This is a genomic window from Clostridium formicaceticum, assembly GCF_001854185.1.
Classification (GTDB): Bacteria; Bacillota; Clostridia; order Peptostreptococcales; family Natronincolaceae; genus Andreesenella; species Andreesenella formicacetica.
The window spans coordinates 2,673,097-2,697,422 of sequence record NZ_CP017603.1 but is presented as its reverse complement, the minus strand read 5'-3'; the positions used below and the strand labels follow the sequence as shown (position 1 = coordinate 2,697,422).

The 24,326-nt window shown below is 35.8% G+C and carries 19 protein-coding genes; 1 reads left to right on the top strand and 18 read right to left on the bottom strand.

Annotated elements, in window-relative coordinates; genetic code table 11:
* Nucleotides 1–345 precede the first annotated feature (345 nt).
* The 10 genes from BJL90_RS12095 to BJL90_RS12050 all read right to left on the bottom strand — a co-directional run bounded on the left by BJL90_RS12095 (nt 346) and on the right by BJL90_RS12050 (nt 10,799).
* Nucleotides 346–1,368: a nucleoid-associated protein gene (locus BJL90_RS12095; protein WP_070968255.1), complete on the bottom strand. Its 1,023-nt coding sequence runs from the start codon at nt 1,366–1,368 to the stop codon at nt 346–348.
* Nucleotides 1,369–1,774: 406 nt separating this feature from the next.
* Entirely contained in the window at nt 1,775–3,136 is a 1,362-nt protein-coding gene (gene bioA / locus BJL90_RS12090) for an adenosylmethionine--8-amino-7-oxononanoate transaminase (RefSeq protein ID WP_472234725.1), read from the bottom strand.
* Nucleotides 3,137–3,354: 218 nt separating this feature from the next.
* Nucleotides 3,355–4,068, bottom strand: coding sequence for a dethiobiotin synthase (bioD, locus tag BJL90_RS12085; RefSeq protein ID WP_070968252.1), 714 nt, complete (start codon nt 4,066–4,068; stop codon nt 3,355–3,357).
* A gap of 106 nt (nt 4,069–4,174) precedes the next feature.
* Nucleotides 4,175–5,338: an 8-amino-7-oxononanoate synthase gene (gene bioF / locus BJL90_RS12080; protein WP_070968249.1), complete on the bottom strand. Its 1,164-nt coding sequence runs from the start codon at nt 5,336–5,338 to the stop codon at nt 4,175–4,177.
* Nucleotides 5,339–6,139 carry a 6-carboxyhexanoate--CoA ligase gene (locus BJL90_RS12075; protein WP_070968246.1) on the bottom strand — a complete coding sequence of 267 codons (801 nt, stop codon included), beginning with the start codon at nt 6,137–6,139 and terminating at the stop codon, nt 5,339–5,341. It lies immediately after the preceding gene.
* Nucleotides 6,120–6,620, bottom strand: coding sequence for a hypothetical protein (locus BJL90_RS12070; protein WP_070968244.1), 501 nt, complete (start codon nt 6,618–6,620; stop codon nt 6,120–6,122). The genes BJL90_RS12075 and BJL90_RS12070 overlap by 20 nt, the downstream gene beginning before the upstream one ends.
* A 32-nt stretch (nt 6,621–6,652) precedes the next feature.
* The gene (gene bioB / locus BJL90_RS12065; RefSeq protein ID WP_070968241.1) at nt 6,653–7,630 is read right to left on the bottom strand and encodes a biotin synthase BioB; all 978 of its coding nucleotides are present in this window, start codon (nt 7,628–7,630) and stop codon (nt 6,653–6,655) included.
* 405 nt (nt 7,631–8,035) lie between these two features.
* The gene (locus tag BJL90_RS12060; RefSeq protein WP_070968238.1) at nt 8,036–8,788 is read right to left on the bottom strand and encodes a nitroreductase family protein; all 753 of its coding nucleotides are present in this window, start codon (nt 8,786–8,788) and stop codon (nt 8,036–8,038) included.
* Nucleotides 8,789–8,901: 113 nt separating this feature from the next.
* A complete protein-coding gene (locus tag BJL90_RS12055; RefSeq protein ID WP_070968236.1) occupies nt 8,902–9,822 on the bottom strand; it encodes a class I SAM-dependent methyltransferase in 921 nt (306 codons plus the stop codon).
* A gap of 107 nt (nt 9,823–9,929) precedes the next feature.
* Nucleotides 9,930–10,799 (bottom strand): helix-turn-helix domain-containing protein, encoded by an 870-nt coding sequence (locus BJL90_RS12050; RefSeq protein WP_070968233.1) that lies wholly within the window; start codon nt 10,797–10,799, stop codon nt 9,930–9,932.
* A 199-nt stretch (nt 10,800–10,998) separates the two neighbouring features.
* On the opposite strand from BJL90_RS12050, the gene BJL90_RS12045 reads away from it, so the two are divergent.
* Nucleotides 10,999–11,889 carry an alpha/beta fold hydrolase gene (locus BJL90_RS12045; protein ID WP_070968230.1) on the top strand — a complete coding sequence of 297 codons (891 nt, stop codon included), beginning with the start codon at nt 10,999–11,001 and terminating at the stop codon, nt 11,887–11,889.
* A gap of 146 nt (nt 11,890–12,035) precedes the next feature.
* On the opposite strand, the gene BJL90_RS12040 is transcribed toward BJL90_RS12045, so the two are convergent.
* The 8 genes from BJL90_RS12040 to cysC all read right to left on the bottom strand — a co-directional run bounded on the left by BJL90_RS12040 (nt 12,036) and on the right by cysC (nt 24,315).
* Nucleotides 12,036–13,181: a helix-turn-helix transcriptional regulator gene (locus BJL90_RS12040; RefSeq protein WP_070968228.1), complete on the bottom strand. Its 1,146-nt coding sequence runs from the start codon at nt 13,179–13,181 to the stop codon at nt 12,036–12,038.
* 464 nt (nt 13,182–13,645) lie between these two features.
* Nucleotides 13,646–16,759, bottom strand: coding sequence for an efflux RND transporter permease subunit (locus BJL90_RS12035; RefSeq protein WP_070968224.1), 3,114 nt, complete (start codon nt 16,757–16,759; stop codon nt 13,646–13,648).
* Complete coding sequence (locus BJL90_RS12030; protein WP_070968221.1) at nt 16,759–17,994, bottom strand: efflux RND transporter periplasmic adaptor subunit; 1,236 nt, start codon at nt 17,992–17,994, stop codon at nt 16,759–16,761. Before BJL90_RS12030 ends, BJL90_RS12035 begins: the two co-directional genes overlap by 1 nt.
* Nucleotides 17,995–18,786: 792 nt before the next feature.
* The gene (locus tag BJL90_RS12025; RefSeq protein ID WP_070968218.1) at nt 18,787–20,613 is read right to left on the bottom strand and encodes a GTP-binding protein; all 1,827 of its coding nucleotides are present in this window, start codon (nt 20,611–20,613) and stop codon (nt 18,787–18,789) included.
* A gap of 221 nt (nt 20,614–20,834) precedes the next feature.
* Nucleotides 20,835–21,716 (bottom strand): sulfate adenylyltransferase subunit CysD, encoded by an 882-nt coding sequence (gene cysD / locus BJL90_RS12020; RefSeq protein ID WP_070968215.1) that lies wholly within the window; start codon nt 21,714–21,716, stop codon nt 20,835–20,837.
* Between the two features lie 11 nt (nt 21,717–21,727).
* On the bottom strand, nt 21,728–22,042 hold the full coding sequence (locus tag BJL90_RS12015; RefSeq protein ID WP_070968212.1) for a 4Fe-4S dicluster domain-containing protein: 315 nt from the start codon (nt 22,040–22,042) through the stop codon (nt 21,728–21,730).
* Nucleotides 22,026–23,714, bottom strand: a complete 1,689-nt coding sequence (locus tag BJL90_RS12010) for an adenylyl-sulfate reductase subunit alpha (RefSeq protein WP_156778771.1) — start codon at nt 23,712–23,714, stop codon at nt 22,026–22,028. The genes BJL90_RS12015 and BJL90_RS12010 overlap by 17 nt, the downstream gene beginning before the upstream one ends.
* Nucleotides 23,704–24,315: an adenylyl-sulfate kinase gene (gene cysC, locus BJL90_RS12005; protein WP_070968208.1), complete on the bottom strand. Its 612-nt coding sequence runs from the start codon at nt 24,313–24,315 to the stop codon at nt 23,704–23,706. Before cysC ends, BJL90_RS12010 begins: the two co-directional genes overlap by 11 nt.
* Between the last annotated feature and the right edge of the window lie 11 nt (nt 24,316–24,326).

Sequence of the window (24,326 nt, the reverse complement as noted above, 5' to 3'; positions counted from 1 at the left end):
TCTAGTTTATCCACTATCAAATCTCTAACTATGTAGGATTTCCCTAACCCTTTTTTTACAGCTTTTAATATTCTATTTTCAGTTTTATAAACTTCTCCATATAATCTACTTAGAAGTATATCCACTTTCACTATATTTGCGCTTATGTTCCCGCCTCTTATCAATGCTTATCTCGATTTTGTTTTTAGGGTAAAGACCCCTACCTCTAAGCGTTAACGTAGGTGAAATTTTAAAATCAGGTGGAGTAGACTCTCCACCTGATCCCCGATGTTTCAGCTTGCTGGAACGAGTTTACTAATCTACAGTTTAAGTTAAGTACGTATGTCTTAATTTTACAAATCTACTTTATTTATTGAGAATTTTTGTAATGTTTTTTAACAGTATAGATATCGTTCCATCTGGATTATTGATAAATTCAATGATGTCTTTGTTGTTATAATAGTTTAATGGCAGGTTGATTTCAATACCACTATCCGTCTTTAATTTATGGGTCCTGAGTTTTTTTGTTATAGTATTTGATTGTTCTATCTTCACAGCATTTTCACTTAAGCCTTCTTTTTTTATCTCTTCCATATATTCTTCTTTTATTTCATGATTCCCTTCGAAAACCTCATCTGCAATTCTATCTACCTTAATTTCATCTGTTTCTTCAAGACTTTCAGCTAAAACCGTCTGCAGTTTTGCTGTTTTTGTAAAGTCATCATCAAAAAATTTTTTATTTAACTTTTTAGTCACCTTATTAAGAATTTTAAATTTGTCACTATCTGATAAATCAAAACTACATCTTAAAAATAGCTTGGATAAATAAAAATCTTTGCTCCCATTCATCTCATACTCTTTTTCTAGTAATTTTATTTCATAGTCTACTAGATTAATGATGATACATTCCTCTAATTTCTGTGATGTGTTTGGCAATGTAGTGGTTTGACGAATTAGATTATTTACATTACCCTCTTCTGTACTTGTTACATAGTGGATATAGGTAGATATATAGTTAAATTTCATTATGGCTAAATAACTATGATGGTTCATTTCAAAAATGCAAAACACCATGTCTCCTGGGGGTATATTCGGGTTTTTCTTCATGATGTCAAACAAGTCGTTCGCTAATTCAGTACTAATAGTTACGAATTCTTCTATATTTGATGTTATTTTTTTGCAAAGGTTATAAACAGTATTATACTCATCATTAAAAACACCATTTTTTATTTTATCGCTATGAATAACTTTTAAAATATGCTTTCCAAGAAAATCAAATATCTCTTCTGTGATTTCTATTTCCTTTGATGAAATAATGGGAATTTGTACATTGTTATCTAGAATATGTAAAATGGCTTTAATGATTCTTAAAGAGTTTTCTTGCTCCATAACATACCTCCTTAGTTATATTAATAATCACCGACTAACTGATTGTATTCATTAACGGGATTTTTATAGAATTATATGCTAATAGGTTATTATAACATATTCCTTTTTACTACACATAAGTTATGAAATTATTTATCAAATATTTTACTGGACTAAGACCACCACTTTCATTAACTAGGCTTTTGATCTGGTAGTAGCCCTCCTATCTGATTTCCCAATCTTCAACTTTAGATGGAGGAGTTCACAGAGCTACTCCTAGTTTTTCAGACACTATTTTATGGACATAGCTTAAAAAACCCTTAAGAACTTATACGCTTAAGGGTTTCTTCTAATTTATTATTTGCTGTTTTTTCTTAAGTTCTTATAGAATTCGGTGTTAAGACTATTTGGCAAGCAACTCACTAAACTAAATATTATTTCTAAAATACGCTAAAATAGCATCTCTCGCAGTTTTAACCATAAACTCAATCTCATCGTTATTTATTATATAAGGTGGCATAAAATAAATGATGTTTCCTAATGGTCTTAATAAAACACCTTTCTGAACAGCTATTTTATAGATTTCATAACCTACACGCTGTCTCCAATCAAAACCTTCCTTAGTGCTTTGATCCTTTACCAGCTCAATCGCTCCAATCATTCCAATCTGTCTAAATTCTCCTACATAAGGAATATCCCTTATCGTTTCCTCAACTTTTTCTTTTAGAAATTTAGATTTTATTTTATTTTTCTCTATGATATTTTCTTCTTCAAATATCTTTAAGGTTTCTACAGCAACAGCACACCCAAGGGGATTTCCTGAATAGCTATGACTATGCAAAAAGGCCTTCATGGTAGAATAATCATCATAAAAGGCATCATAGATTTTATCTGACATGATGGTTAAGGATAGAGGTAGGTAGCCTGCTGTTAATCCTTTAGATACACACATAATGTCCGGGGAAATACTAGCATGATTACATGCAAACATTTCTCCCGTTCTTCCAAATCCAACCGCTATTTCATCGGCAATAAGGTTTATATCATATTGATCGCATAATTTTCTTAGCTTTTTAAGATATTCTGCAGCATATATTTTCATTCCAGCAGCTGCCTGCACCATTGGTTCTATAATAATAGCGGTGATTTCTTCGTGTTGTTTTTCCAATGTCTTTTCCATATGCTGAAAGCACTGGGCGCTACAATCATTTCTATTCCTTCCATATGCGCATCTGAAACAGTCCGGTCCCTGCACTCTAATAACATCTAGCAGCAGTGGCTTATAAATTTTGTTATATAAATCCACTCCTCCTACAGAAAGCGCCCCTATGGTCTCTCCATGGTAGGCCTCTGTTAGGGCTACAAATTTTGTTTTCTTGGTTTTGCCAATTTGCTGATGATATTGAAAGCTAATCTTTAAGGCAATTTCTACGGCTGAAGAGCCATTATCACCAAAAAACACTTTGCTTAAACCCTTCGGTGAAACTCCAATGATTTTCTCTGCTAAAGCTATAGCAGGCTCATGAGAAAAGTTTGAAAAAATAACATGTTCTAATTTGTTAGCCTGGTTATATAATGCATCGTTTATGCGTTGATTCGCATGACCAAACAAATTTACCCACCATGATGATACCGCATCTAAGTACTTTTTTCCATCCATATCTTCAAGAAATACCCCCTCTCCCCGCCTGATGACAATGGGAGGGAAGGTTTCATAATCCTTCATTTGTGAACAGGGATGCCAAATATACTTTAAATCCTTCTTTTGAAAATTCCTCATCTCACTCATTCTATCTTCTCCTTATATAACTCTTTATCTACATTAGCGTTAATCTAAACCATAATTTGTCATTTAAAAATCTTTCCATGGCCTGATCTAAAGCAACAAGCTTCTTCCTTATTGCAAGATCCTTCGCTATGCTCGGGATGACAACTTGAGAGGATTTTTTGAAATAATTAGCTTAAGTTGATATCTACGACTTTGTTCATTGATTTTAAATTCAATACTTAATCAAATAAATCCAAAACCCCTTCTACTGTTAAGCTTCTTTCAAAGGTTTCTCTTACATTGATCACAGCTTCCCGCTCTTCTTTTAAATCAATTTTATGAATAATAGCTACAGCATTTAATCCTGTAATCTTCTTAATCACTTCTATGTTATCTTTTTCGTAATAGCTTCCATGATACTGATTGATAATGAATCCCCTTACCTCTACTCCCAATCTTCTAAGAAAATCAGCCGTTAACGCAGTATGGTTAATCGTACCCACACCAGCCCTTGCAACAATTACAGCAGGAATATCCAACTCCCTGATCAGGTCATAGATGTAGTATCCATCTCTAATTAATGGTACAACAACCCCACCTGCCCCTTCTACCAGAACATAATCATAGACTGCTTTCAACTTCTCATAATCATCAATGATTTTCTGAATATCAATCTTCACATTCTCTTTTTCGGCAGCTATATGAGGGGATACTGCCTCCCTTAGACAGTAGCTATTCATAACAACATCTTCTTCATTGATTGCAGCTATCTCCCTTACGAAGGCCACATCTGTAGGTACTAACTTCTCATTTTTAAGAATCCCTCCACTTTGTACTGGCTTAAAACTGATTGCCTTAAAACTGTCTTTTCTTAAAAGATAAGTCATACCTGCTGTAACAAAGGTCTTTCCTACATCCGTATCCGTTCCTACGATAAACAGTCCTTTTCCCAAATAAATGCCTCCTTCAATACTTTTATCATAGGCGTTAATTTAAGCTAATTATTTTCAAAACTCTCTCAATTTGTCATCTTGAGCATAGCGAAGGATCTTGTTGCACCTAAATCATACCTAATTCCATTCCTGCTTCTTTTAAACCATTCAAAACATATTTAAGTTCTTCTCTACTATGGGTAGCCATCAGTGTAATTCTCAATCGACTGGTATGGTCTGGCACAGTAGGCGGCCTAATTGCTGAGATAAAAATATCTTTTTCAAACAGTTTTTCACTTAATTTTGTAGCTTTTTCTGCACTTCCTATAATAAGTGGGATAATTGCTGTGTTGCTTTCCAAAACATGAAATCCAAGTTTTTTTAGTTCCTCTTGAAACCATTTTGTGTTCTCAAGAAGTCTATCCCTTCTGTCTTTCTCACTTTTTACAATATCTAAAGAGCACAATGAAACTGCAATCGTAGCTGGAGATAACGCAGTTGAATAAATGAAACTTCTAGCCTTATGTCTTAAATAGGTCACTAGACTTTTACTGCCAGCCACAAATCCTCCTTCACTAGCAAGGGCCTTGCTAAGGGTTCCTATCTGTATATCCACCTGCCCTTTTAAGTTGAAATACTCTACACAACCTGTACCACGATTTCCTAAAACTCCTGTGCCATGGGCATCATCAACCACTGTTAAGAGGTTATTTGCTTTCGCTAGCTCTACTATTTTATCTAATGGTGCGATATCACCGTCCATGCTAAATACGCCATCTGTCACGATACATCTCTTCTTGCCTTCATAAGCCTTTATCTTCTTTCTCAAGTCCTCCATATCACAATGCTTATAGACAACAATCTTAGCCCCACTTAGCCGACATCCATCAATAATGCTTGCATGATTTAATGCATCACTAAATAAAATCCATTCCTTATCTGCTATCGCTGTTACGACACCTATATTCGCCATATATCCTGTATTGAAAAGAATGGCTGCCTCTGTATTCTTGAAATCAGCTATCTTCTTTTCTAGTTGATCGTGAAGTTCATAGCTTCCTGTCGTTAGCCTAGATCCCCCTGCCCCTACTCCGTATGTACGAATTGCTGCTTCTGCTGCATCCTTTAATCTAACATCATTACATAGATCCAAATAATTATTGGAAGTCATTAATAACACTCTTTTATTCCCTATTAGCGTATATTTACTTTGAGGACCACTTAAAAACTTAAACTCCCTATATAGACCTCTATCTTTTATATCCTTTAAACATTCATCTATAAACCTCATTTACGCCTCCTCCAAAAAATCCCTATAGCAAATACTATCCTTTACCACAGGAAGCTCATTGATCAGTGTCACTTTCTCTTGCAAATATTCTATACATGCTTCTATAGATGCCTTTGATGCATCAAAGCAAAATATTCTTCCACCAGCAGCATCACCTAGTGACTTTAGCTTGGTGATTCTAACATAGCCCGTGTCTTGAGATGCTACGTAGCCAGCAACATAATCTGGATCATCAGACCAACATAGCTCAGCGATGATGCCAGGAGCATTGGAAACCTTGCTTGCCAATGCAACAGCCTCCTTCACATGATTGTTATTCAAGCCTTCTTTTTCTAATACTTTATCTAAGTCCTCCCTTAATCTAAAACTCCAATCAATGTTGGTGGCCCTCACTCCCCTATCTTTATCTTGTTCAAGCCTTTCCAAAGAATGAATATCCAAAAGTACTGCCCCCCTCATAGGATTGCAAGCCTTTAATATATTGAGTGCTATTTGAGAAGCCTTATAGGATAAGCCAATTTTTTGTAATACTTTCACTGCACATTCTCTCCCCTGGATATAATCATCCACCACAACTGTTGTTATGTCTAAAGGGGCAATATACTCTATAGTCTCCTTCATTATATTCTGTATGGCTATATTTATAAAATCTGGCTTGCCTTTACTATGTTCTAAGGCTCTTTTTGTTAGCTGTTGCACTACGCTTTCTATCTCTTGTTCTAAGATCACTTTCTCCCCACCAGAAATATGTTCTCCTTTTCTGGCAGCCCTCATTTTGACGCTATATAGATTTTCCTTCATAGGACACCTCTCTAAAAGGAGTATAATATTTTATCTTAATCATCAGTTTGCTTAACGGCCAAGCGGTTATAGCAGTATATAACATTCCTGGCAAACTTGCTATAAGCATCACCCCAATAGGCATCTTTAATAAAAATCCCAGTGCAATCCTTGCCACCATAGATCCTAAAGGCCCCGCAACAGTAATAGTTATAAATCTAGGTTTAAAAAAGTGAAGGATTCCCCCAGCCACCACTCTGAATATAATAGCAATGATTACATGAATAACCGTATGGGTTCCAAGAGCTAGCGCAATGGCACTGGCTATCATGCCTGCTGTTATGTATCTCTTAAACCCAAAAGATGCTGCTATAGCCACTGCTATAGGTGCAGACAGTTGAAATTCTGTTCCCGGCAATGGGCCAGGGATTTTAAAAGACCCTGAGATTGTGATTATTATTGCTAATAAACTTATCAATGTCATCTCTTTTGTTTTACGCATATCATTTCTCCTACTTTCCTTTCAGTCATGGATTAATACCTCAAGCCTAAGTCTTCAATCATTGCTAAGTCCTCTGAAATTCCTTGCCCCTTTGTTGTAAGATAATTTCCTGTAAGCATGCCATTGATCCCCGAAACAAACCCTAAAGCTTGAAGACTCCGTAGGTTTACTTCTCGGCCACCGGCAAATCTTATATTGGTTTTAGGCAAAACAAACCTGAACATCCCCATAGTCTTTATTACTTCCAAGGGAGAAAGAGGTTCCTTATTTTCCAGCGGTGTACCAGCAATAGGATTCAATACATTTAGAGGTACGGAATCAACTGCCAAATTCCTAAGTGCAAAAGCAAACTCAACCCTTTGGGCAAAAGCCTCTCCCATACCGATGATCCCTCCACAGCAAACCTCCATGCCAACTTTTTTAACCGCCATCAGAGTTTTTTCTCTCTCCTTATAGCTGTGGGTGGAAACAATTTGAGAAAAGAAGCTCTCAGCAGTTTCTAGGTTATGATTGTATCTCGTAACCCCTGCATCTTTAATGGCTCGAGCTTCCTCTTCTCCAATAACCCCCAAACAAGCACATAATTGTAATTTTGTCTCCTCCTTTAGCTTTCGAAAAATATCTAAAAGGATAGCAAACTCAGGGTCATTCAACTTGTAGCCCTTACCGCTGGTTACAATATCAAATCGGTGTATACCTGCTGCTTCCATAGCTTTAGCCCTTCGTAAAATTTCGTTTTTATCTAGATTGATTTCCTCTTTTGTGCCTGTTTCATGGTGTGCAGATTGAGAGCAAAAGGCACAGTTTTCTTTACATCCTCCTGTACGGGCACTAACAATGGAGCAAAGATCAACCCGATCTCCTTGATATACTTCTCTAATCTTCGAAGCGTAGGCAGAAAGAAAGTAAAGATCAGCCCCCTGAATCTCCTCTAGAGCTAAAGCCTCCTGATAATTGATTTGCCCTCCGTTTAAAATTCTTTCACCCAATTCTGCTATATAGTGATGCATAAAATCTCCCCCTACTTCTTTATATTTGTCTCTTAAAATCTTACTATCTTTTTCACGACTCCATACTCCTATTGACAATAGGATTGATCTTGCAAAAAGTAAAAGTCGTTTTTATTGTTTTAATTTCTAATCATTAATCTTTATGTATTAATTTGACTAACAATAGTATATCTGGATATTTTTGTATTGTCAACTTAATTTATTTTAAAAGTTTACTAATGATCAATAAATAAAGCCTAACCAGAAAGGTTAGGCTCTACATCTTCTTCTATACCTTCATTTTTTGCTACAATCTAAAAACCTCGATTATTTGTGGCGGTAGTCTTTATAAATAAAGTCAGAGAATGAAACGAAGATTATGATTGAAACAAGAGTTCCAATGATTTCTACTAGCTAGCCTTGACACTATTTAACGTTTAAAGAAACAATATAATAATATCCTTCTGGTGGATTATTTTGTGCCGCTATATCATTTATAAATTCAACTTTTTTACCAAAATGCTTTGCTGCTATCCACAAATGGCACATAGCAATACCCATGTCAATCATATGCATCCTTTTATACATAATTGTAATTGACTTAACACAATATGCATGAATTATGCCGTCACCCCCGGTAAAAAACCACGGTTGATTATTTCCACTAGATGGTGCAAGACCAGCAGGTTCCAACAACTCATTGGCGTTGGTAATATTACTTATTTGTTCAAGAGACTTTCTATTAAATTCTGATGTACTTTCTCTATATAATGATTCTATTTCTATAGGCTTTCCAAAAGCCAATAAAATCACAAATTCAAGTTTTGAAGTACTTAATGTTTTTTCTGTTGGCTTTGTCATTCCTATCCAACAACTACCAATATCATTAGCTGAAAAAAATAAATCCATCTGTTGCAGCATAAAACCGGCATTTGTTAAATATCCTTCTTTATTTTCTGAAAATACTGCAATATAATGTGGTGCTTTTAATGTTGGCAAATTCTTAACATCTTTTTGTGATAAAATCTTCATTTCAGTCGTGATGTTATCATCTATAGGTTTTAAAGTTCTCATATACGCTGAAATTTCTGCAAGTGTATTTTTATTAAGAGGAGTTAAATCGTATCTTCTCATTGACTTTCGCTTGAAGATTGTTTCATAAAGATTGATCTGTTTCATTATTTTCACTCCTTAAATAAATGGCAGGGAACGCTTCTCCGACAATCAAAGATTTTGCATAGTAAAGTTACGATGTTCTTTTTGAATACTTAAGAACCTGATGGAGCACTCTACTATTCTACAATTACACATGCAAAGTTCATGTGTTCGTACGCATGATAGCCATTCATGGTTTTGTGGAAGTATAATTCTTCAATGTCAGCGGGGCTCAAGTTTTCATAGAGACGTAAGCCTAGAGGTGCCAGGTCTGCAGCGAATGTTGATGGGTCAAAGCCTGTTTTCATTGGCTCACCTTGCTGCCGAGTATACTCTATTGCAGCTTGTACACGATTAGATGCTCTCTCAGGGTCAAATGCATCGGTATCCATGTAATCAAAAATGATCATGCTGCCTGGAGGGGCAATATTGGCAATAGAAAGTAGTATGGCCAACACCTCATCACGAGTTAGATAATAAGTAACACCCATCCAGCTGAAAAAGCTGGGAAGCTGGGGATTATACGAAGAACTCATAAGTACTGCCGTAAGACTTTCCTGGGTGAAATCTATTGGAACAAAGTGGAGATTCGCTGGAATTTTCCAATTCATTTCAGCTAAGCGGCGGTGCTTAAAGGATTGAGTCGAGATATGATCGACTTCGAAGACCTGAAGTTTTTCTACCATCTCCGGGTGTCGAAAAGCAAAGGTATCCAACCCTGCTCCGAGAATCACATACTGTTGTATACTCTCAGCTTTTTTAAGGCTGTCTTCAGAATATCGTGCACGACTTACAGCGAGGGGTAAAGGGGCCAAGCTCCTCATGTTCCACGCCAAGGCAGCCGCCTCGTCATAGCACAATGCAGCACTTGCTGGGTCAATAGACTTAATTTGTTGGCTGGTTAACGTAAATTCCTGGTGGAAGGATACTCGATCCTCCTCTGGAAGTAAGCGATAGGCTAGAAAGTCATCAAAGATTTTAGAGTCATCATGCACAGCATGATAGCCACGACAGTAGGCCATAAGCAGTGCAGTACGGCTGACTTTGTTTTTTTCCATAACATTTCCTCCATCAAAATTATTTTATCTGGTAATATGTCATTTAATCATAAAACATTTTACGCTATATGTCTTTCGTTTCATTATCATTAATTTTACTTTAATGATCATGTTTTCAAAAATAACTGACGGTACGTGGATGGAGTAACACCAACTTTTTTTTTGAATATGGTTGAAAAATGACTAAGACTATTAAACCCGCAGGTAAAACATACTTCTGTAACGGTATGTTGTTTAAGTCTCAACATTTCTTTAGATCTTTCTATTTTGATATCCAATAAGTAGTCAAAGGGAGTTTTACCGGTTTCATATTTAAAAGAGCGAATCAGCTGACTGGCACTAAGATTTGCCACCTTCGTCACATCCTGCAGGGAAAAGGATTCTTTATAATTATCCCATAGGAAATCAATAGCTTTCTTGATACTTTCTCTCTCTATAAACTGGCGATTGGTTACTGATAAGAGATTACTTTTCATTTGACGCAAAAGGTTGATGGTAATGTTTGTACTCAGGCTTTCTAATATAAAGTTGTATCCAGTCTGACGGTTACGGGCTTCCTCTACAAACATTCGAATTAGATTTTGTGTATTTGCATCGAGTTTAGCATTGTAATTTTCAAAAAAAATATTTTTTCGATCGTAAACCGAATCAGAGGTTTCATGCAGGTATTCTTTATCTATGAACATAGATAAAGTACGCAGGTTCGTAGATTTGTCAGCTATCCAATGAGTTTGTTCGGGATTAAAGGGAAAAAATTTATTAGGTTCGATAATAATGGTTCTTTTTTCCACCTTGAAGAGACAAGATGTTGTAAAAGGCATCATAAACTGATAACCTCCATGAATATGGAGGCCTTCAGTATAAACATCCGTTTTAGGTATTACAACAGCCATCTGGTCACCCATATATGCATCTACAGTCTCCGATGCAGGCATAGGCATTTCACCCAACAAATTTTTTAATAAGCATGAATCCATAAATTTATTCCTCCTTTATGGGACTACAATTTAGGGATATTCCAATCCTATTCATTTTACAAAAGCCTTTAAAAATAAATATGGTGCAAATCCAAGAGATTTTCGTTTTAGGTCTTAAAAAATACCTCTGAGAGTAGAAGCAAATCAAAACAACCCTTATAATGGTGATAATAATTATTCTATTAAAGGAGATGAAATCATGAAAATATCGGAATATCATCCTTTTAAATCAGTTGAATCAAAAAAAGAATATTTGAAATTCTACGATAAAACTGCATTGTTATGGCCAGTTTCTTTAGAGACCAAGATGATAGATACTTCATATGGTAAAACATTCGTACGTATTAGCGGACCATTAGATGCCCCTGCATTAGTTCTATTACCTGGAGCGGGGGCCAGTTCACTTATGTGGCTTTCAAATATTGAAGCATTATCTAAGGATTACAGAATTTATGCAATAGATGATATTTATGGATGTGGGCGAAGCATATATACTCAAACTATTAATGACTCGAATGATTTTATAAAATGGCTTGATGAACTATTTGACAGCCTAGAGCTTGAAAATAATATTCATCTTATGGGCATGTCTTATGGAGGCTGGCAGACAAGCCAATATGCTCTTCGCTTTCCAAATAAACTCAATAAAATTATATTACTAGCTCCAGCTGCTACGGTGTTGCCCATAAGTGCAGGGTGGGTTATGCGTACGCTTTTATTATTATTGCCTGGACGCTATTTTGCTAAAAATCTAATATACTGGCTTTATAAAGATTTAGTAAAAAAAGATAAAGAAGCAGCAGAACAAGAGATCAATTTCTTATTTTTAGCTTTAAAATGTTTTAAGTATAAACGTCTGCCTAATCCAACGGTTCTAAACGATAATGAATTAAAAAACATCAAAACACCAACGCTTTATTTAGTAGGCGAAAATGAGAGGATTTATTCGACTCAAAAAGCAGTGCAACGTCTTAATACTATATCCCCTAGAATAAAAACAGAAATTATTTCCAATGCTGGTCATGATTTACTATGGGTACAAGCTGATGTTGTGAATAAGAAGGTTTTGGAGTTTTTGAAACAATCATAATCATTTTGTAAAGATAATATATAAAATAACCCTAACTTGACAGGGTTATTTTTTTTTAGAATAAAAAATGTAAAAAAACAATCACCTTGGTGTTACATAAAGGTGTAAAGAATATTTTGATTTATTTTTACTCTTAGAGGTATTTTTTAAGACCTAACACGAAAATCTCTTGGATTCGCACCATATTTATTTCTAAAAGCTCTTGCAAAATGACTAAGATTGGAGTATCCAACTTCATTTGCAATTTCAGTAACATTCATTTCATCATTATTAAGCAATAAATCTCGTGCTTTTTCTAATCTAACATCTTTCAAATATCTAAAAATTGTAGTCCCGTATAACTCCTTGAATCCTACCTTTAGCTTATATGTATTTAATCCGGTTTTCTTTGATAGTTCTTTAATAGATATGGGTTCTGCTATATTATTAATAATTATTTTTTCAGCTAAATGAATTCTATGTTTATCACTTGATTTTATTATTACTTTTTTATTTATATTGTTATGCTCAAGAACTTCTTTCTTAAGTGTAATAGAAATAATCTCCATCGCTTTGCGGACTTCTTTTTCAAGGGCAATAGAAATAATCTCCATCGCTTTGCATTCCATGTATATTAGTTTGGTTATACAAAGATATTTGCAGCTTCTTATCTGTTCAAAGGAGCTTTTCAAAGCAGGAGGTATTTGCTGTGGCTTCATGATTAAATTTTCAATTTTTTCATTACTCATTCCTGTATAATAATTATTACTTTTTTGTTTATGTGCACACGAAAACGACTCTATAAAAGAGGCGTATGAATGCTTAAAAAGTTTAAAATACATTAGTGCTTTATATGCATAGGAAATCGGTTGTATCATAAAAGGAAAGTTTACTGTTACTGATATATATTTTATTACAGTATCCTTTGGATATTCTATCCAGTCTTTAGCTTTGTTCTTCATGAAAATGCCAAAACAACCTTCATTTAACGAAAATGTTCCTACCCCTTCCTCAAAATGATTAATACTACCGACCATACAATATATTACTTCAAATACTGGATCTTTTGTTTTATGGTAAATCCTAATCCCCCTTTTTAAGTACATATCTCCCATACGGATTTCTATTCCATTTCTTAGAGTAATCTTATGTATATATCCGCTGCCACATTCATTTGTAACCTCATACCTATATTCTTTCCAGCTACACCACACATTCCAATCATTCGAAATATTTTCTTTATAAAGTGTAAAAACATCAAAAAAAATTCTATAAAAATCTTCTGTATTATTAACCATAACCTTATCTTCCAATATAAACAAACACCTCCCTTTTAACGCTATACCCTCTAGTTTTCTAATTACCTAAACTTAAAATTATTTATATAAATCAATTCATAAAAACATGAAATCTAGTTTTATTTAAATCATAGAATAATTTCCATATTGTGTCAATTCTAATGAGCAACAACAATGGGACCTTTCTTTTTCAATATCTGCCAATTCAAAATCATGGGTAGATAATAGACCCATAGCTCTATTTCACCTTAAGCTTTTGAGATAATGGTTTTTCGGTGCATAATCTGTCAACTTCCTCATCCCCTCGACATTACGAATTAAGATTTACTTGTATAATGCTTTTGTCCTACGAAACATCAGCTATAAAATAATATATTGGGGATCAATATCCTCCTTAATAAAAAGCTAACCCCTCCTGAAACAAATAGATTCTAGAAGGGGTTAGTTTTTGCTTATTGTTTTTTTATTGTTTTCCTTAATTAAACTTCAATTGAAGTTTTCTTTCTTTTGGAGACTTTTGACTTGAGATAGTTGCTTATTCTATCAAAAAGTATATACATCACTGGAATAAAGACTAAGGTCAAAAGGGTAGCTAGCAGTAATCCTCCAATAACCACTGTTGCAAGAGGGGCTTGTGTTTCAGCACCTTCACCTATACCCAATGCTAAAGGGGCTAAGCCCAATATCGTTGTTAAAGCTGTCATAAGTATAGGCCTCAATCTCGTAGGACCAGCCTCTAATATGGCTTCTTCCATATTTAGACCTTTATCCCGCAGAATATTGATATAATCTACTAGTACAATGCCATTGTTTACAACGATACCCGATAATATAAGCAAACCAATAACTGCAGGTACACTAACAGTTCTTTGGGTGATAAACAGTCCCAAAGCCCCCCCTGCAAAGGATATCGGTACAGTAAACATAATGGTAAAGGGATGGAGTAAAGACTCAAACTGGGAGGCCAACACCATATATACCAAGAGTATAGCCAAAATGAGGGCTAAACCCAAGCTTTTAAAGGATTCTATAAGGTCTTCCATTTCTCCTCCAATTTTATAGGAGTAACCTTCTGGCATTGGATAATTCTCCAACTGGCTTATGATATCATTATTAATACTTCTTACATCCCTGCCTAATATATCCGCAGTAACATTGATGGTTCTTACCTGATCTTTCCTTGATATCTGCGTAGGGCCCTGACGAATACTTATATTTGCCACCTGCTCCAAAGGTACTGTTATTCCCATGGGGGTAGCTATTTGAATTTGACTAAAGTTAGAGATATTTTCTTTTACATAGCTTTCACTTCGAAGAACTACATCTATTTCAGTACCATCAAATTTATATTTGGTAGCTACTGTTCCTTGAATATTATTTCGAAGGGATTGAGCAATTTGAGCAGCGGATAATCTATATTTTGAAGCAACATCTCTGTTAACAGCAACTTGTATTTCAGGTTTTGCTTCTTCAAAGCTGGTCTTTGCTTCTCTTGTTCCTTCCACCCTTTCAACGAAGCCCAGAATATCAGTGGATATTTCCTTTAAAACTTCAATATCATCTCCTTGAATTGAGATAGAGATAGGTGCACTACTGGCTCCACCCATACCACTTTCCATAGCCTGAACTGAGATAAGGGCTCCTGCAATTTCAGCGGTGTATCCTCTAATCTCGTCAGCAATTTCTACACTACTTCTTTTTCTCTGATTCAAAGGTTTTAGCTTCAAATAGATTGCTGCTATATGACTTACACCACCAGTATCTACATACCCATCTCCTATCCCCCCTAGTATTATAAAAAGGGATTCTGCTTCAGGAATTTCTTCAATAATATTTTCAATACGCGTTGCAATTTTATCCGTTTCCTGTAGATTGCTGCCTGTAGGAAGTTCAACATCAACAATTACATATCCTTCATCTGCTTTCGGGAAAAACTCTGCTCCTACTGTAGCTACAAGTCCTATGGAAATCACAAAAATAACGAAAACGAATGCTATAGTAATCTTTTTATGATTTAATGACCAACTTAATATTCTTTTATAGGTTGTTTCTGTTTTATTAAAAAAGATCTGGAATCCGTCCAATATTCTCTTGGATAAGGTGGTTCTTCTTGTAATCTCATGAGACAGCTTTAATATTTTAGAAGATAGCATGGGCACAATTGTAAGGGATACAAACAAGGATGCCAGTAGGGAAAAGGTCACCGTCATAGCTAACTCCTTAAACAGCATAGAGGTAATCCCTTCAACAAAAACAATTGGTAAAAATACTGCTACAGTAGTAATGGTAGAGGCTGTAACCGCCATACCCACCTCTCCTGCCCCTTCCTTCGCTGCTTCCATTCGAGAGTGACCCTGCTGACGGAAACGATAAATGTTTTCCAACACTACAATAGAGTTATCCACCAGCATCCCCATACCTAAAGCCAAGCCACCTAAGGTCATTAAATTAATGGTGACTCCTGAAAAATACATGAGAGCGAAGGTGGCAATAACAGAGATAGGAATGGCAATACCAATAATAAAAGTGGTTCGAATATTCCTTAAGAAAAGGAATAAAATCAATATCGCAAAAACACCTCCAATAGCAGCATTCTTAGCAACATTGCTAATAGAATCATTAATATAGTCGGATAAATCCACGATAATATGAAATGCGATCCCATCTAACTCACTGCTCAATTTATCCAACTCTTTATTTACCCGATTAGCAACTTGAACCGTATTAGCAGTAGATTGTTTGTTGACCACTAAATAAATACTGGGAATGCCATCGGTCCGGGAGATTCGATCAAGATCCTTAGGCCCTAAGGTAATCTCTGCTATATCCTTTAAGTAAATACTATCACCGTTACTTAATAGAATAGGAAGGTTTCGCATTTCCTCTACATTGTTAAACTCTCCTAAGGTTCTCACTAACAACTCCCTATTTCCTTTTTCTACCAATCCCCCAGGAAGATTAAGGTTTTCTCCCATTAAAACATTAGCTAAATGATCAATAGATATCCCGTACATATCTAATTTTACAGGATCTACTGTGATTTTTACTTCATTTTCATAGCCACCTCCTACAATAACAGAAGCGACACCAGGTAATCGTTCAATTCTGCTTTTGATTCTATCTTCCGCTATTCGCTGGGTTTCTGATAAACCTTTATCACCAGTAACAGCCATTTGTATAATTGGAAAAGCATTAGGATCAATTTTGCTTACCATAGGTGTGGTGGCATCCTTAGGTAGAAAATCCTGTATCATATCCACTTTTTCCCGCATATCCAATGCAGCTAAATCCATATCCGTTCCATCTTCAAACTCAACCACAATTAAGGAGCTGCCTTCTTTGGAGGTGGAACTGATGCTTTTTACATTACTAACAGTGGCAAGTACTTCTTCAAGAGGTCTTGTGACCAAAGACTCCATTTCATAGGGACCCACGCCACTATATTGGCTGGTGACCATAGCGATTGGAACATTAATCTGAGGTAATAAATCAACAGAAAGCTTGGTTAAGGAAACAAAGCCTAATAGTAGAATGATGAAGATCACCATGACGGTAGTAACAGGTCGTTTTACTGCTATGTGAGAAAGCTTCATTAGAATTCACCTCTCACAACATTGATTTTAAAACCATCCTTTAGAAAATCCTGTCCCTTAATAATCACAACATCCTCTGGTGTTAATCCAGATGTCACCTCCACCAATTCTCCGTTGTCTAAACCAACCTCAACAATTTTTCTTTCTGCCCTTTCCTCTTTAGCTAAAAATACATAAAATTCTTCACTTTCTTGAAGAACTGCTGCACTAGGTAAGAGCACTACATCATTTTTTTCACTGATTTGAATATGTACTTGAGCAAACATGCCTGGCTTGATGCTACCTTCAGGGTTTTTAACTGCTATCTTTACCGTATAAAGCTGTGATATAGAATCAGGAACAGGATTTACCGCTTTAATAGAACCTATGATTATTTCATCAGAAATAGAGGGAATTACAAGCTGTACATTACCTGCAACCATAATTTTATTAATACTTGCCTCTGTCACTTTAATAACAACCTCCAGGGTGGAAACATCTGTGATGGTTAAAGTTGGTTGAGCAGAAATCAATCCCTTTTCTTGTATATCGATGGAGGAAACAACACCATCAATAGGTGAAGTAATAACGGTATTGTTTAAATCTTTTAAACTGTTGTCATAAGAAAACTTTACTTCTTCTAATTGTGCCCTAAGCAACTGAAGCTGTTCTTCAGAGGCTTTTTTGTTTTCATAATTTAGCTTTGCCTGCTGATAGGGAATATCTGAGGCCAATAATTTTGCCTGTTCATAGGTCTGAAGAGACACCCCTCCTGCTTCAAATAACTTTTCAATTCTTTCAAATTCTATCTGAGCATTTTCATAATTTTTTTTAGCATTTTCATAGGCAAGTCTAGTATATTCTATTTGCTCATCTAGTGATTTTTTTTGAAATTCATAGTTTGCCAAACTGGTTTCGTAGGCAAGTCTTCTACTATTCACTTGATCTTTAATGGATTCTGTATCCAATACAAATAATATGTCTCCCTTCCTAACAGAATCTCCAAGGCTAACTGCTAAGTTTTTCACTTCCAGTAGTCCTTGAATTTCTGGGATAACAGTAACAGTATCAATCGCTTGAAGCTGCCCACTCAAGGTAATGTTTTGGGATATATCCCCTAGTGAAGCTTTCATTACCTCTACAGCAAAAACATTTTCCTGCTCTGCCTGAGTTTCCAATGATTTACTACTGCAACCAAACAAAAAGCTGTTCAGTAATAAAATTGACACAATAAACATTATACTTGCTTTTGACATCATCATCCCCCCTATTTGTTTTGCCCTTCTATCAGCTAAACTTGCTTTTAAACAATGGTAAAAAGAAATCCTTCTCAGTATTTTTATCTCGTTTATCAATATAACTGATATTTTCCAAAACAAAAATACCGTGCAAACAAATATATACATGTTTTAAGTAGATAGTAGCATAATACTTTACAAGCTAGATAGAGATTTACAAATTATATGGCAGAACCATCCTACTAATAGCATGTAATAGCAGGATTTTTTATTTTAAGACACAACAAATAGAGTTCCTACTAGGACTGAAACAAATGCGGCATAACTGTTTATTTCAGTCTATATCCAGTTCTACTGAATGATTCAATCCAAGGAGATAAATCCATCCATTACAGGAATAATTTTATCAGTATTGGTACCCATAGCATTTCCTCTAGTAGATCACTAGGATGCTTTTTTACATATGCTGTAATTTATCCATCAAGAGAAGTGATTTGTAGCAATTGAGTTAGATGGTATGTTAAGACCTGCAAAATATTTAAAGTATTATACATGTACTAATTGTAAATTTAAACCATTTTTTTGTCAAGTATAAACCATGATAATCTACAAAACCCAAATATTTTCATATTTGTTGTACCAGCGTTTTAGAAATGATCTTCCAGCAAAATTTTTATTTTCCCATTGCTATTCCTGCTTAAATAGGAATATAATATCTGTATCAGAGAAGTTATGCTAAAATATCTATTCCTTAAGAAGAACAAAAATAAAAACAAGCAGGAGGGAATTTTCCCTTCTGCTTGTTTTTTATCATCCCTCTGGCTGAAAGATGACTTTCATATCGATTAACAGCTTTTTAACTTTTTGATAGGCTATTTCCTTCTTTTCCCCGTCTTCTATATGGAGATCTATTGGAAGGTGATCCTCCTTCACAACCCCTATCCACACTAGCTTTATGTTTTCAGCGTCCACTATGGTATTTATGGTATGGATATGATTTTCCGTTAAGTTATTTGCCACTGTGATGACAATATTCCCTGCATCCAGAAGAAACTTAGATGTTTTTGCAAACTCTTGAAACTTTTCTTCTCTATTCTTTTCAGCATGTTCTTCTTCTATTTCAGTATCAAAATAATAAACATTTCTTCCCTCTGTAAAAAGCCCTCTTTCAATATAGGCCGCCATACCCTTCTTGTTTATGTCTTCTCCACCAGAGATCAAAACCATTGTAGGTCTTTGTACAAATCGACTAGCTCTTTCTTTCCTTGTAACAGCAGTTTCTCTCCAAATTACCTTTTCCTGATGCACTTTTTCATTTAACCAATCTTCTTGGTTCTCTAAGCTATCTACAATAATGCCACCGCCGGATATTTCGTAGTTGTCAATAAGAACAAATCTTGAGGTCTCTGTTGAATTTTGGGCCTTATCGAAGGCAATCGCTTTTTCTAACTTCAAAATCACCTCTGCTACTTCATGTCTTTGTACGTACTGCCTTTCTGTCTTAGCTAAAGTGGAGGCATCAAGAACTGTTACAACTTCTTCAAGTTTCGCTTTCACCTTTTGCGTTCCTATCTTTAAATAATAATCCCTTTCGCCATTTAAATCCTCTTTTCCCAGCCAAAATAGTTTTGTCTTTATCTTGGTGGAAACCTCTGGCTTAGTTTCTCCTGTTATGCAGGCTAATTCTCCCCTAGTGATATAAATCTGCTCTTCAAGGGTAAATCCAGTGGCACTGCCGGCCAGACCCTCTTTCATACTGGAAGCATGAAATCTCTCTATAGATTTTACTTTAGATTTTTTTCCGCTAGGATAAAAAGTGATTTCATCGCCTATCTTCACTTTTCCTGTATCAATAGTACCTGCTACAATCCTTCTATCGTCTCCATTAGCTGTGAACTTGTAAATGCCCTGTACCGGCATTCTAAATACTTGATTTTCAATATCTTCTTTATTTTCTAAGGCATCTAATTTTTCTAATACTGTACTTCCTTGATACCATGGCATTTTATCAGAAGGTGATGCAATATTTTCTCCCATAAAGCCGCTAATGGGAATAAAGGACTCTGCTTCTACACCAATTTCTGCAAGAAAAGCTTGATATTCTTCTACGATTTCTTCATATCTTTCCTGCTTATAATCCACAAGATCCATTTTATTGATCAAAACAACAACTTGTTTAATCCCCAACATTGATAGTAAGTAGCCATGTCTTTTAGAGTTTTCCCTTACTCCTTCCTTTGCATCGATTACCAACAAAGCAGCTTCTGCCCTTGCTGCTCCTGTAACCATATTCTTGAGAAATTCGATATGTCCAGGAGCATCTATAATAATATACTTTCTTTTTTGTGTTTTAAAAAACACTCTAGCAGCATCTATTGTAATCCCTTGTGCCTGTTCATCCTTTAAAGCATCTAATAAAAAAGCATACTCAAATGGTTTTGCGTTTCTTCTACAGGTCTCCTTTACCTGCTCTAATTTCCCTTGTGGTAACGAATTGGTATCCGCTAGAAGTCGTCCAATAATGGTGCTTTTCCCATGATCTACATGTCCTACGATAACAATATTCATATTTTCCTTTATGTTTGGTTGTTGAGATTTTACCACTGACAATTGATTTCTGTTCAGGTTATTGTTCATTATCAATCCCATCCCTTGCTAGTATTTACTATTATTTCCACTGCGCTGCGGAAGTGCACGAATCGTCAGACTGCGTGAGAATTGTCACCCTGAGGGTAGCGAATGGATCTTAAAGGTTTAAAATACAAGATTCTTCACTACCTTCAGAATGACAAAAACACGAATAAGGTTAGTTTTTACGCAGTCTGCCGTCCCCATGGCTTCGCTTGCTTGGCTTTAGTTTACATATAGCCAGCTTTTCTTAATTCTTCTAACCCACCGCCGTCTTCCTTATCCTGCGCTCTGCCGCTTCTCTCGGCAATATTAGAAAATTTACCAGTTCTTAACTCCTCTACGATTTCTTCTACTGTGCTGGCAGTTGATTCCACCGGTTGCGTACATGGACCACATCCTAGAGACCTATACCGCTTTCCTTCTCCCTGATCAAAGTATAAGGAAACCATCGGGATCTTTTCCCGCTGAATATATTCCCAAAGATCTAATTCTGTCCAATCAAGAAGAGGATGTATCCTTACATGGGTGCCGGGTGCAAAATCTGTTTTATATTGATTCCAAAACTCAGGAGGCTGTTCCCCAATATTCCAATCATTTGTTTGATTTCTAGGAGAAAAATAGCGTTCTTTGGACCTTGATCCCTCTTCATCTGACCGTACACCAACAATAACACCTGTAAAAGCTGTAGGATTTTTTTCTGCTTCATATTCACCAGTTTCATGATTTAATCGAAATCTTGGGCCAGTACCATTTAGGGTATCCCTTAGTGCTTCTGTTTTTAACAATTTACAGCATTCTAATCTTGAACAATTTCCATCAGGAAAGGTCTTTTTTTCCTTTAGCGCTTCGATGTTTTGTCCATAAATCATATCAAGCTTCCATTCCTTTGCATAATTATCCCTATAGGCAATCATCTCTGGAATCTTGTAGTGGGTATCTATATGAACTAATGGAAATGGAACATGGCCAAAGAAAGCCTTTCTTGCAAGATGTAAAAGCACAGTACTATCTTTCCCTATAGACCACAACATGCCTAAATCTTTAAAGTTTGCATAGGCTTCTCTTAAAATATGGATAGACTTGTTTTCCAGTTTCGTTAAATGATCCATTTTCATCCCCCTTAATACGCATTAGCATCTTTCTTATTGATTTTTATGTGATACTTTTTATCATCAGCGCTTACGATATACCAAGCCATGACACCAGTATGGTTTTTGCTGTATAGATAACCGCCTTTACCACCTATATCTGCTGCTAAATAATAGTGAATGGCTTCTGTGGAACACTCTTTTAGACAAGCAGTACACCCCCAACATTCCTGTGGATATTTTATAAACGCCTTATTTTTCTCATCTTTATCAATTAAGTTTCCAGGACAAACATCACAACACTTACCACATGAGATACATTTCTTTTTATCAATTCGTATGCTCATAAGTTTTGTCCCTCCCTACTAACTGTCTAAATAGAATCTTTATCTCACCATCTTTATAGACTGAATTCACATACTTCATCCAGTTTTCATCATCCTTCTTAGGAAAGTCCGTATTTTCTTGGTAGCATCTCCACCTGGTTTCTTTTCTAGCTTCCAAGTGTTTGATCAGAACTTTACATATATATAAGCGGTCTATTATTTCAAATATAGCTAATAAATCATATAAACTGTTGGCCTTTAGTGTATTTATCCTATCCAAGAGCTCCTCAATACCTTTGGCGGCGATCTCTAATTTTGCTTTGTTATACATATAGGCCTTAGATATCCCTCCAGCATACTCATCCATGATTTTTTGCATAGCTACTTCAATTTCTTCAATATTATGCTGAGATGAAACGTTATCAAAATAGCAAGAGATAGATTGGACTTTTTGCTTTAAGTCTTGATGATCTAACTTAAGAATTTTCTCGGTTTCTATTGTCTTTATGATGGAGTTTGCAGCTATTTCACCTTCCACAAGACACCCACTTACATATTTTTTAGGACTTCCTCCAGCTACATCCCCCACTGCATAGAGATTCTTTAAAGTAGTTTTTCTATCAGTATCTACCCAATAACCACTGGCGGTATGACCTCCTACAATATAGGGTTCTGTCCCTTCTATTTCAACATTTTCATAAAATGGCCCAGTATTGCTCTCTAGCCATTTCAATGTCTGAGCTGGCGCCATATTTAAATAAGCCTTAAATAATTCTTCCTGCTGGTTTTTTGAAATCCCCTTTGTTTTTAAAAAACAAGGACCATTGCCTTTAAGGTTCTCCATAACCGTAGCATAAAGCCTCATAGGGGTTGTAGGCTTTCCATACTTCTCTACATATTCTTCACCTTTGCCGTTGATCTGTATCGTTTTTATTCCTTGAGCAATGGTGCCGGTAGGGGCTATCGTATCTTTACATCGTAAAGCGATAAATCTCATTTCGAAGGAGGTCATTTCAGCGCCTGCTCTAATCCCCATAGCATATCCAGCTCCCGTATTAAATGGACTGTACCACATCTTATGCCTAGAAAAGATAGGATTGTTTGGTTTGTATAGACCTGAAGCTCCTCCTGTTGCACATAGGGTCTTTGTGGCGTAGATTGCGTAAATTTTGTTTTCTTTTAAGGAAAAGCCTATGGCTCCAATAACGGCATCATCTTTAAGCAAGTAATCTACAATATTCACGTTGTTTAAAACAGTAATGTTTTCTTGATTTGTCACCGCTGCTGCAAGAAGGGGCTTTATGTTTTCACCGTTAATCTTTATACTTCTTTTTCCTCTTTGTATATACTGACCATTCTCATCTTTTAAGATAGGTAACCCTAAATCTTCAAGTCGTTTTGTTGCGTTATTTAAACCCTTTGCTATGCTGTAGACCAAATCTTCTCGTATAATACCTTCTGCATCTCTCTTTACATAGTCTACAAAGGATTCTGGCGTCTCACCTTCACCAATATAGGCGTTAATAGCATTGACGCCTGCTGCTAAACATCCACTTCTCTTTATATTGGCCTTATCTACAATGAGAACTTTTAAATTAGAATTTTCACTGAGGGTGAGTGCACTGAAACACCCAGCGGTTCCCCCACCGATGATCAGCACATCGGTTTCTAAGGTTTCAACATCAAACTTCAAGATCATCACTCCTTATCAAACCATTGACAATTAGGTATCTAATAATCTTATCCCTACATTCCTCTACTGTTTCAACATCTGTAGCGACAATAATTTCAGGATGAATGGGTTTCTGATAGGGAGAGTCTATCCCAGTAAAATCTTTTATTTCTCCAGCCCTAGCCTTTTTATAAAGTCCCTTGGGATCTCTTCCTTCACAGGTTTCTAGGGAACAATCAACAAATATCTCTATAAATCTATCTCCCAGTAGACTTCTGACCTGATTTCGATCCTCTATAAAGGGAGAAATGAAGGCAGTAAGGGTAATGATCCCGGCATCTACAAAGAGTTTACTTACCTCTGCAATTCTTCTAATATTTTCGATACGATCTTTTGTATCGAAACCTAAATCCTTGTTTAAGCCATGCCTTACATTATCACCATCTAGCAAATAAGTAGCTCTACCAGCTTCAAACAATTTTTTCTCTACAGCATTGGCTACTGTAGATTTGCCTGAACCAGATAAGCCAGTAAACCAAAGTACCGCACCTTTTTGCTTTAGCAAAGTCTCACGGTCTTCTTTTTTTTTATTGGTATGGTGCCAAACAATATTATTACGCATCATTGTAACCT

What these genes read in the sequence shown, in the direction of transcription:
- BJL90_RS12095 (WP_070968255.1), bottom strand. Translation starts at nt 1,368, where the DNA reads ATGGAGCAAGAAAACTCTTTAAGAATCATTAAAGCCATTTTACATATT.
- bioA (WP_472234725.1), bottom strand. Translation starts at nt 3,136, where the DNA reads ATGAGTGAGATGAGGAATTTTCAAAAGAAGGATTTAAAGTATATTTGG.
- bioF (WP_070968249.1), bottom strand. Translation starts at nt 5,338, where the DNA reads ATGAGGTTTATAGATGAATGTTTAAAGGATATAAAAGATAGAGGTCTA.
- BJL90_RS12075 (WP_070968246.1), bottom strand. Translation starts at nt 6,139, where the DNA reads ATGAAGGAAAATCTATATAGCGTCAAAATGAGGGCTGCCAGAAAAGGA.
- BJL90_RS12070 (WP_070968244.1), bottom strand. Translation starts at nt 6,620, where the DNA reads ATGCGTAAAACAAAAGAGATGACATTGATAAGTTTATTAGCAATAATA.
- bioB (WP_070968241.1), bottom strand. Translation starts at nt 7,630, where the DNA reads ATGCATCACTATATAGCAGAATTGGGTGAAAGAATTTTAAACGGAGGG.
- BJL90_RS12060 (WP_070968238.1), bottom strand. Translation starts at nt 8,788, where the DNA reads ATGAAACAGATCAATCTTTATGAAACAATCTTCAAGCGAAAGTCAATG.
- BJL90_RS12055 (WP_070968236.1), bottom strand. Translation starts at nt 9,822, where the DNA reads ATGGAAAAAAACAAAGTCAGCCGTACTGCACTGCTTATGGCCTACTGT.
- BJL90_RS12050 (WP_070968233.1), bottom strand. Translation starts at nt 10,799, where the DNA reads ATGGATTCATGCTTATTAAAAAATTTGTTGGGTGAAATGCCTATGCCT.
- BJL90_RS12045 (WP_070968230.1), top strand. Translation starts at nt 10,999, where the DNA reads ATGAAAATATCGGAATATCATCCTTTTAAATCAGTTGAATCAAAAAAA.
- BJL90_RS12035 (WP_070968224.1), bottom strand. Translation starts at nt 16,759, where the DNA reads ATGAAGCTTTCTCACATAGCAGTAAAACGACCTGTTACTACCGTCATG.
- BJL90_RS12030 (WP_070968221.1), bottom strand. Translation starts at nt 17,994, where the DNA reads ATGTCAAAAGCAAGTATAATGTTTATTGTGTCAATTTTATTACTGAAC.
- BJL90_RS12025 (WP_070968218.1), bottom strand. Translation starts at nt 20,613, where the DNA reads ATGAACAATAACCTGAACAGAAATCAATTGTCAGTGGTAAAATCTCAA.
- cysD (WP_070968215.1), bottom strand. Translation starts at nt 21,716, where the DNA reads ATGGATCATTTAACGAAACTGGAAAACAAGTCTATCCATATTTTAAGA.
- BJL90_RS12015 (WP_070968212.1), bottom strand. Translation starts at nt 22,042, where the DNA reads ATGAGCATACGAATTGATAAAAAGAAATGTATCTCATGTGGTAAGTGT.
- cysC (WP_070968208.1), bottom strand. Translation starts at nt 24,315, where the DNA reads ATGCGTAATAATATTGTTTGGCACCATACCAATAAAAAAAAAGAAGAC.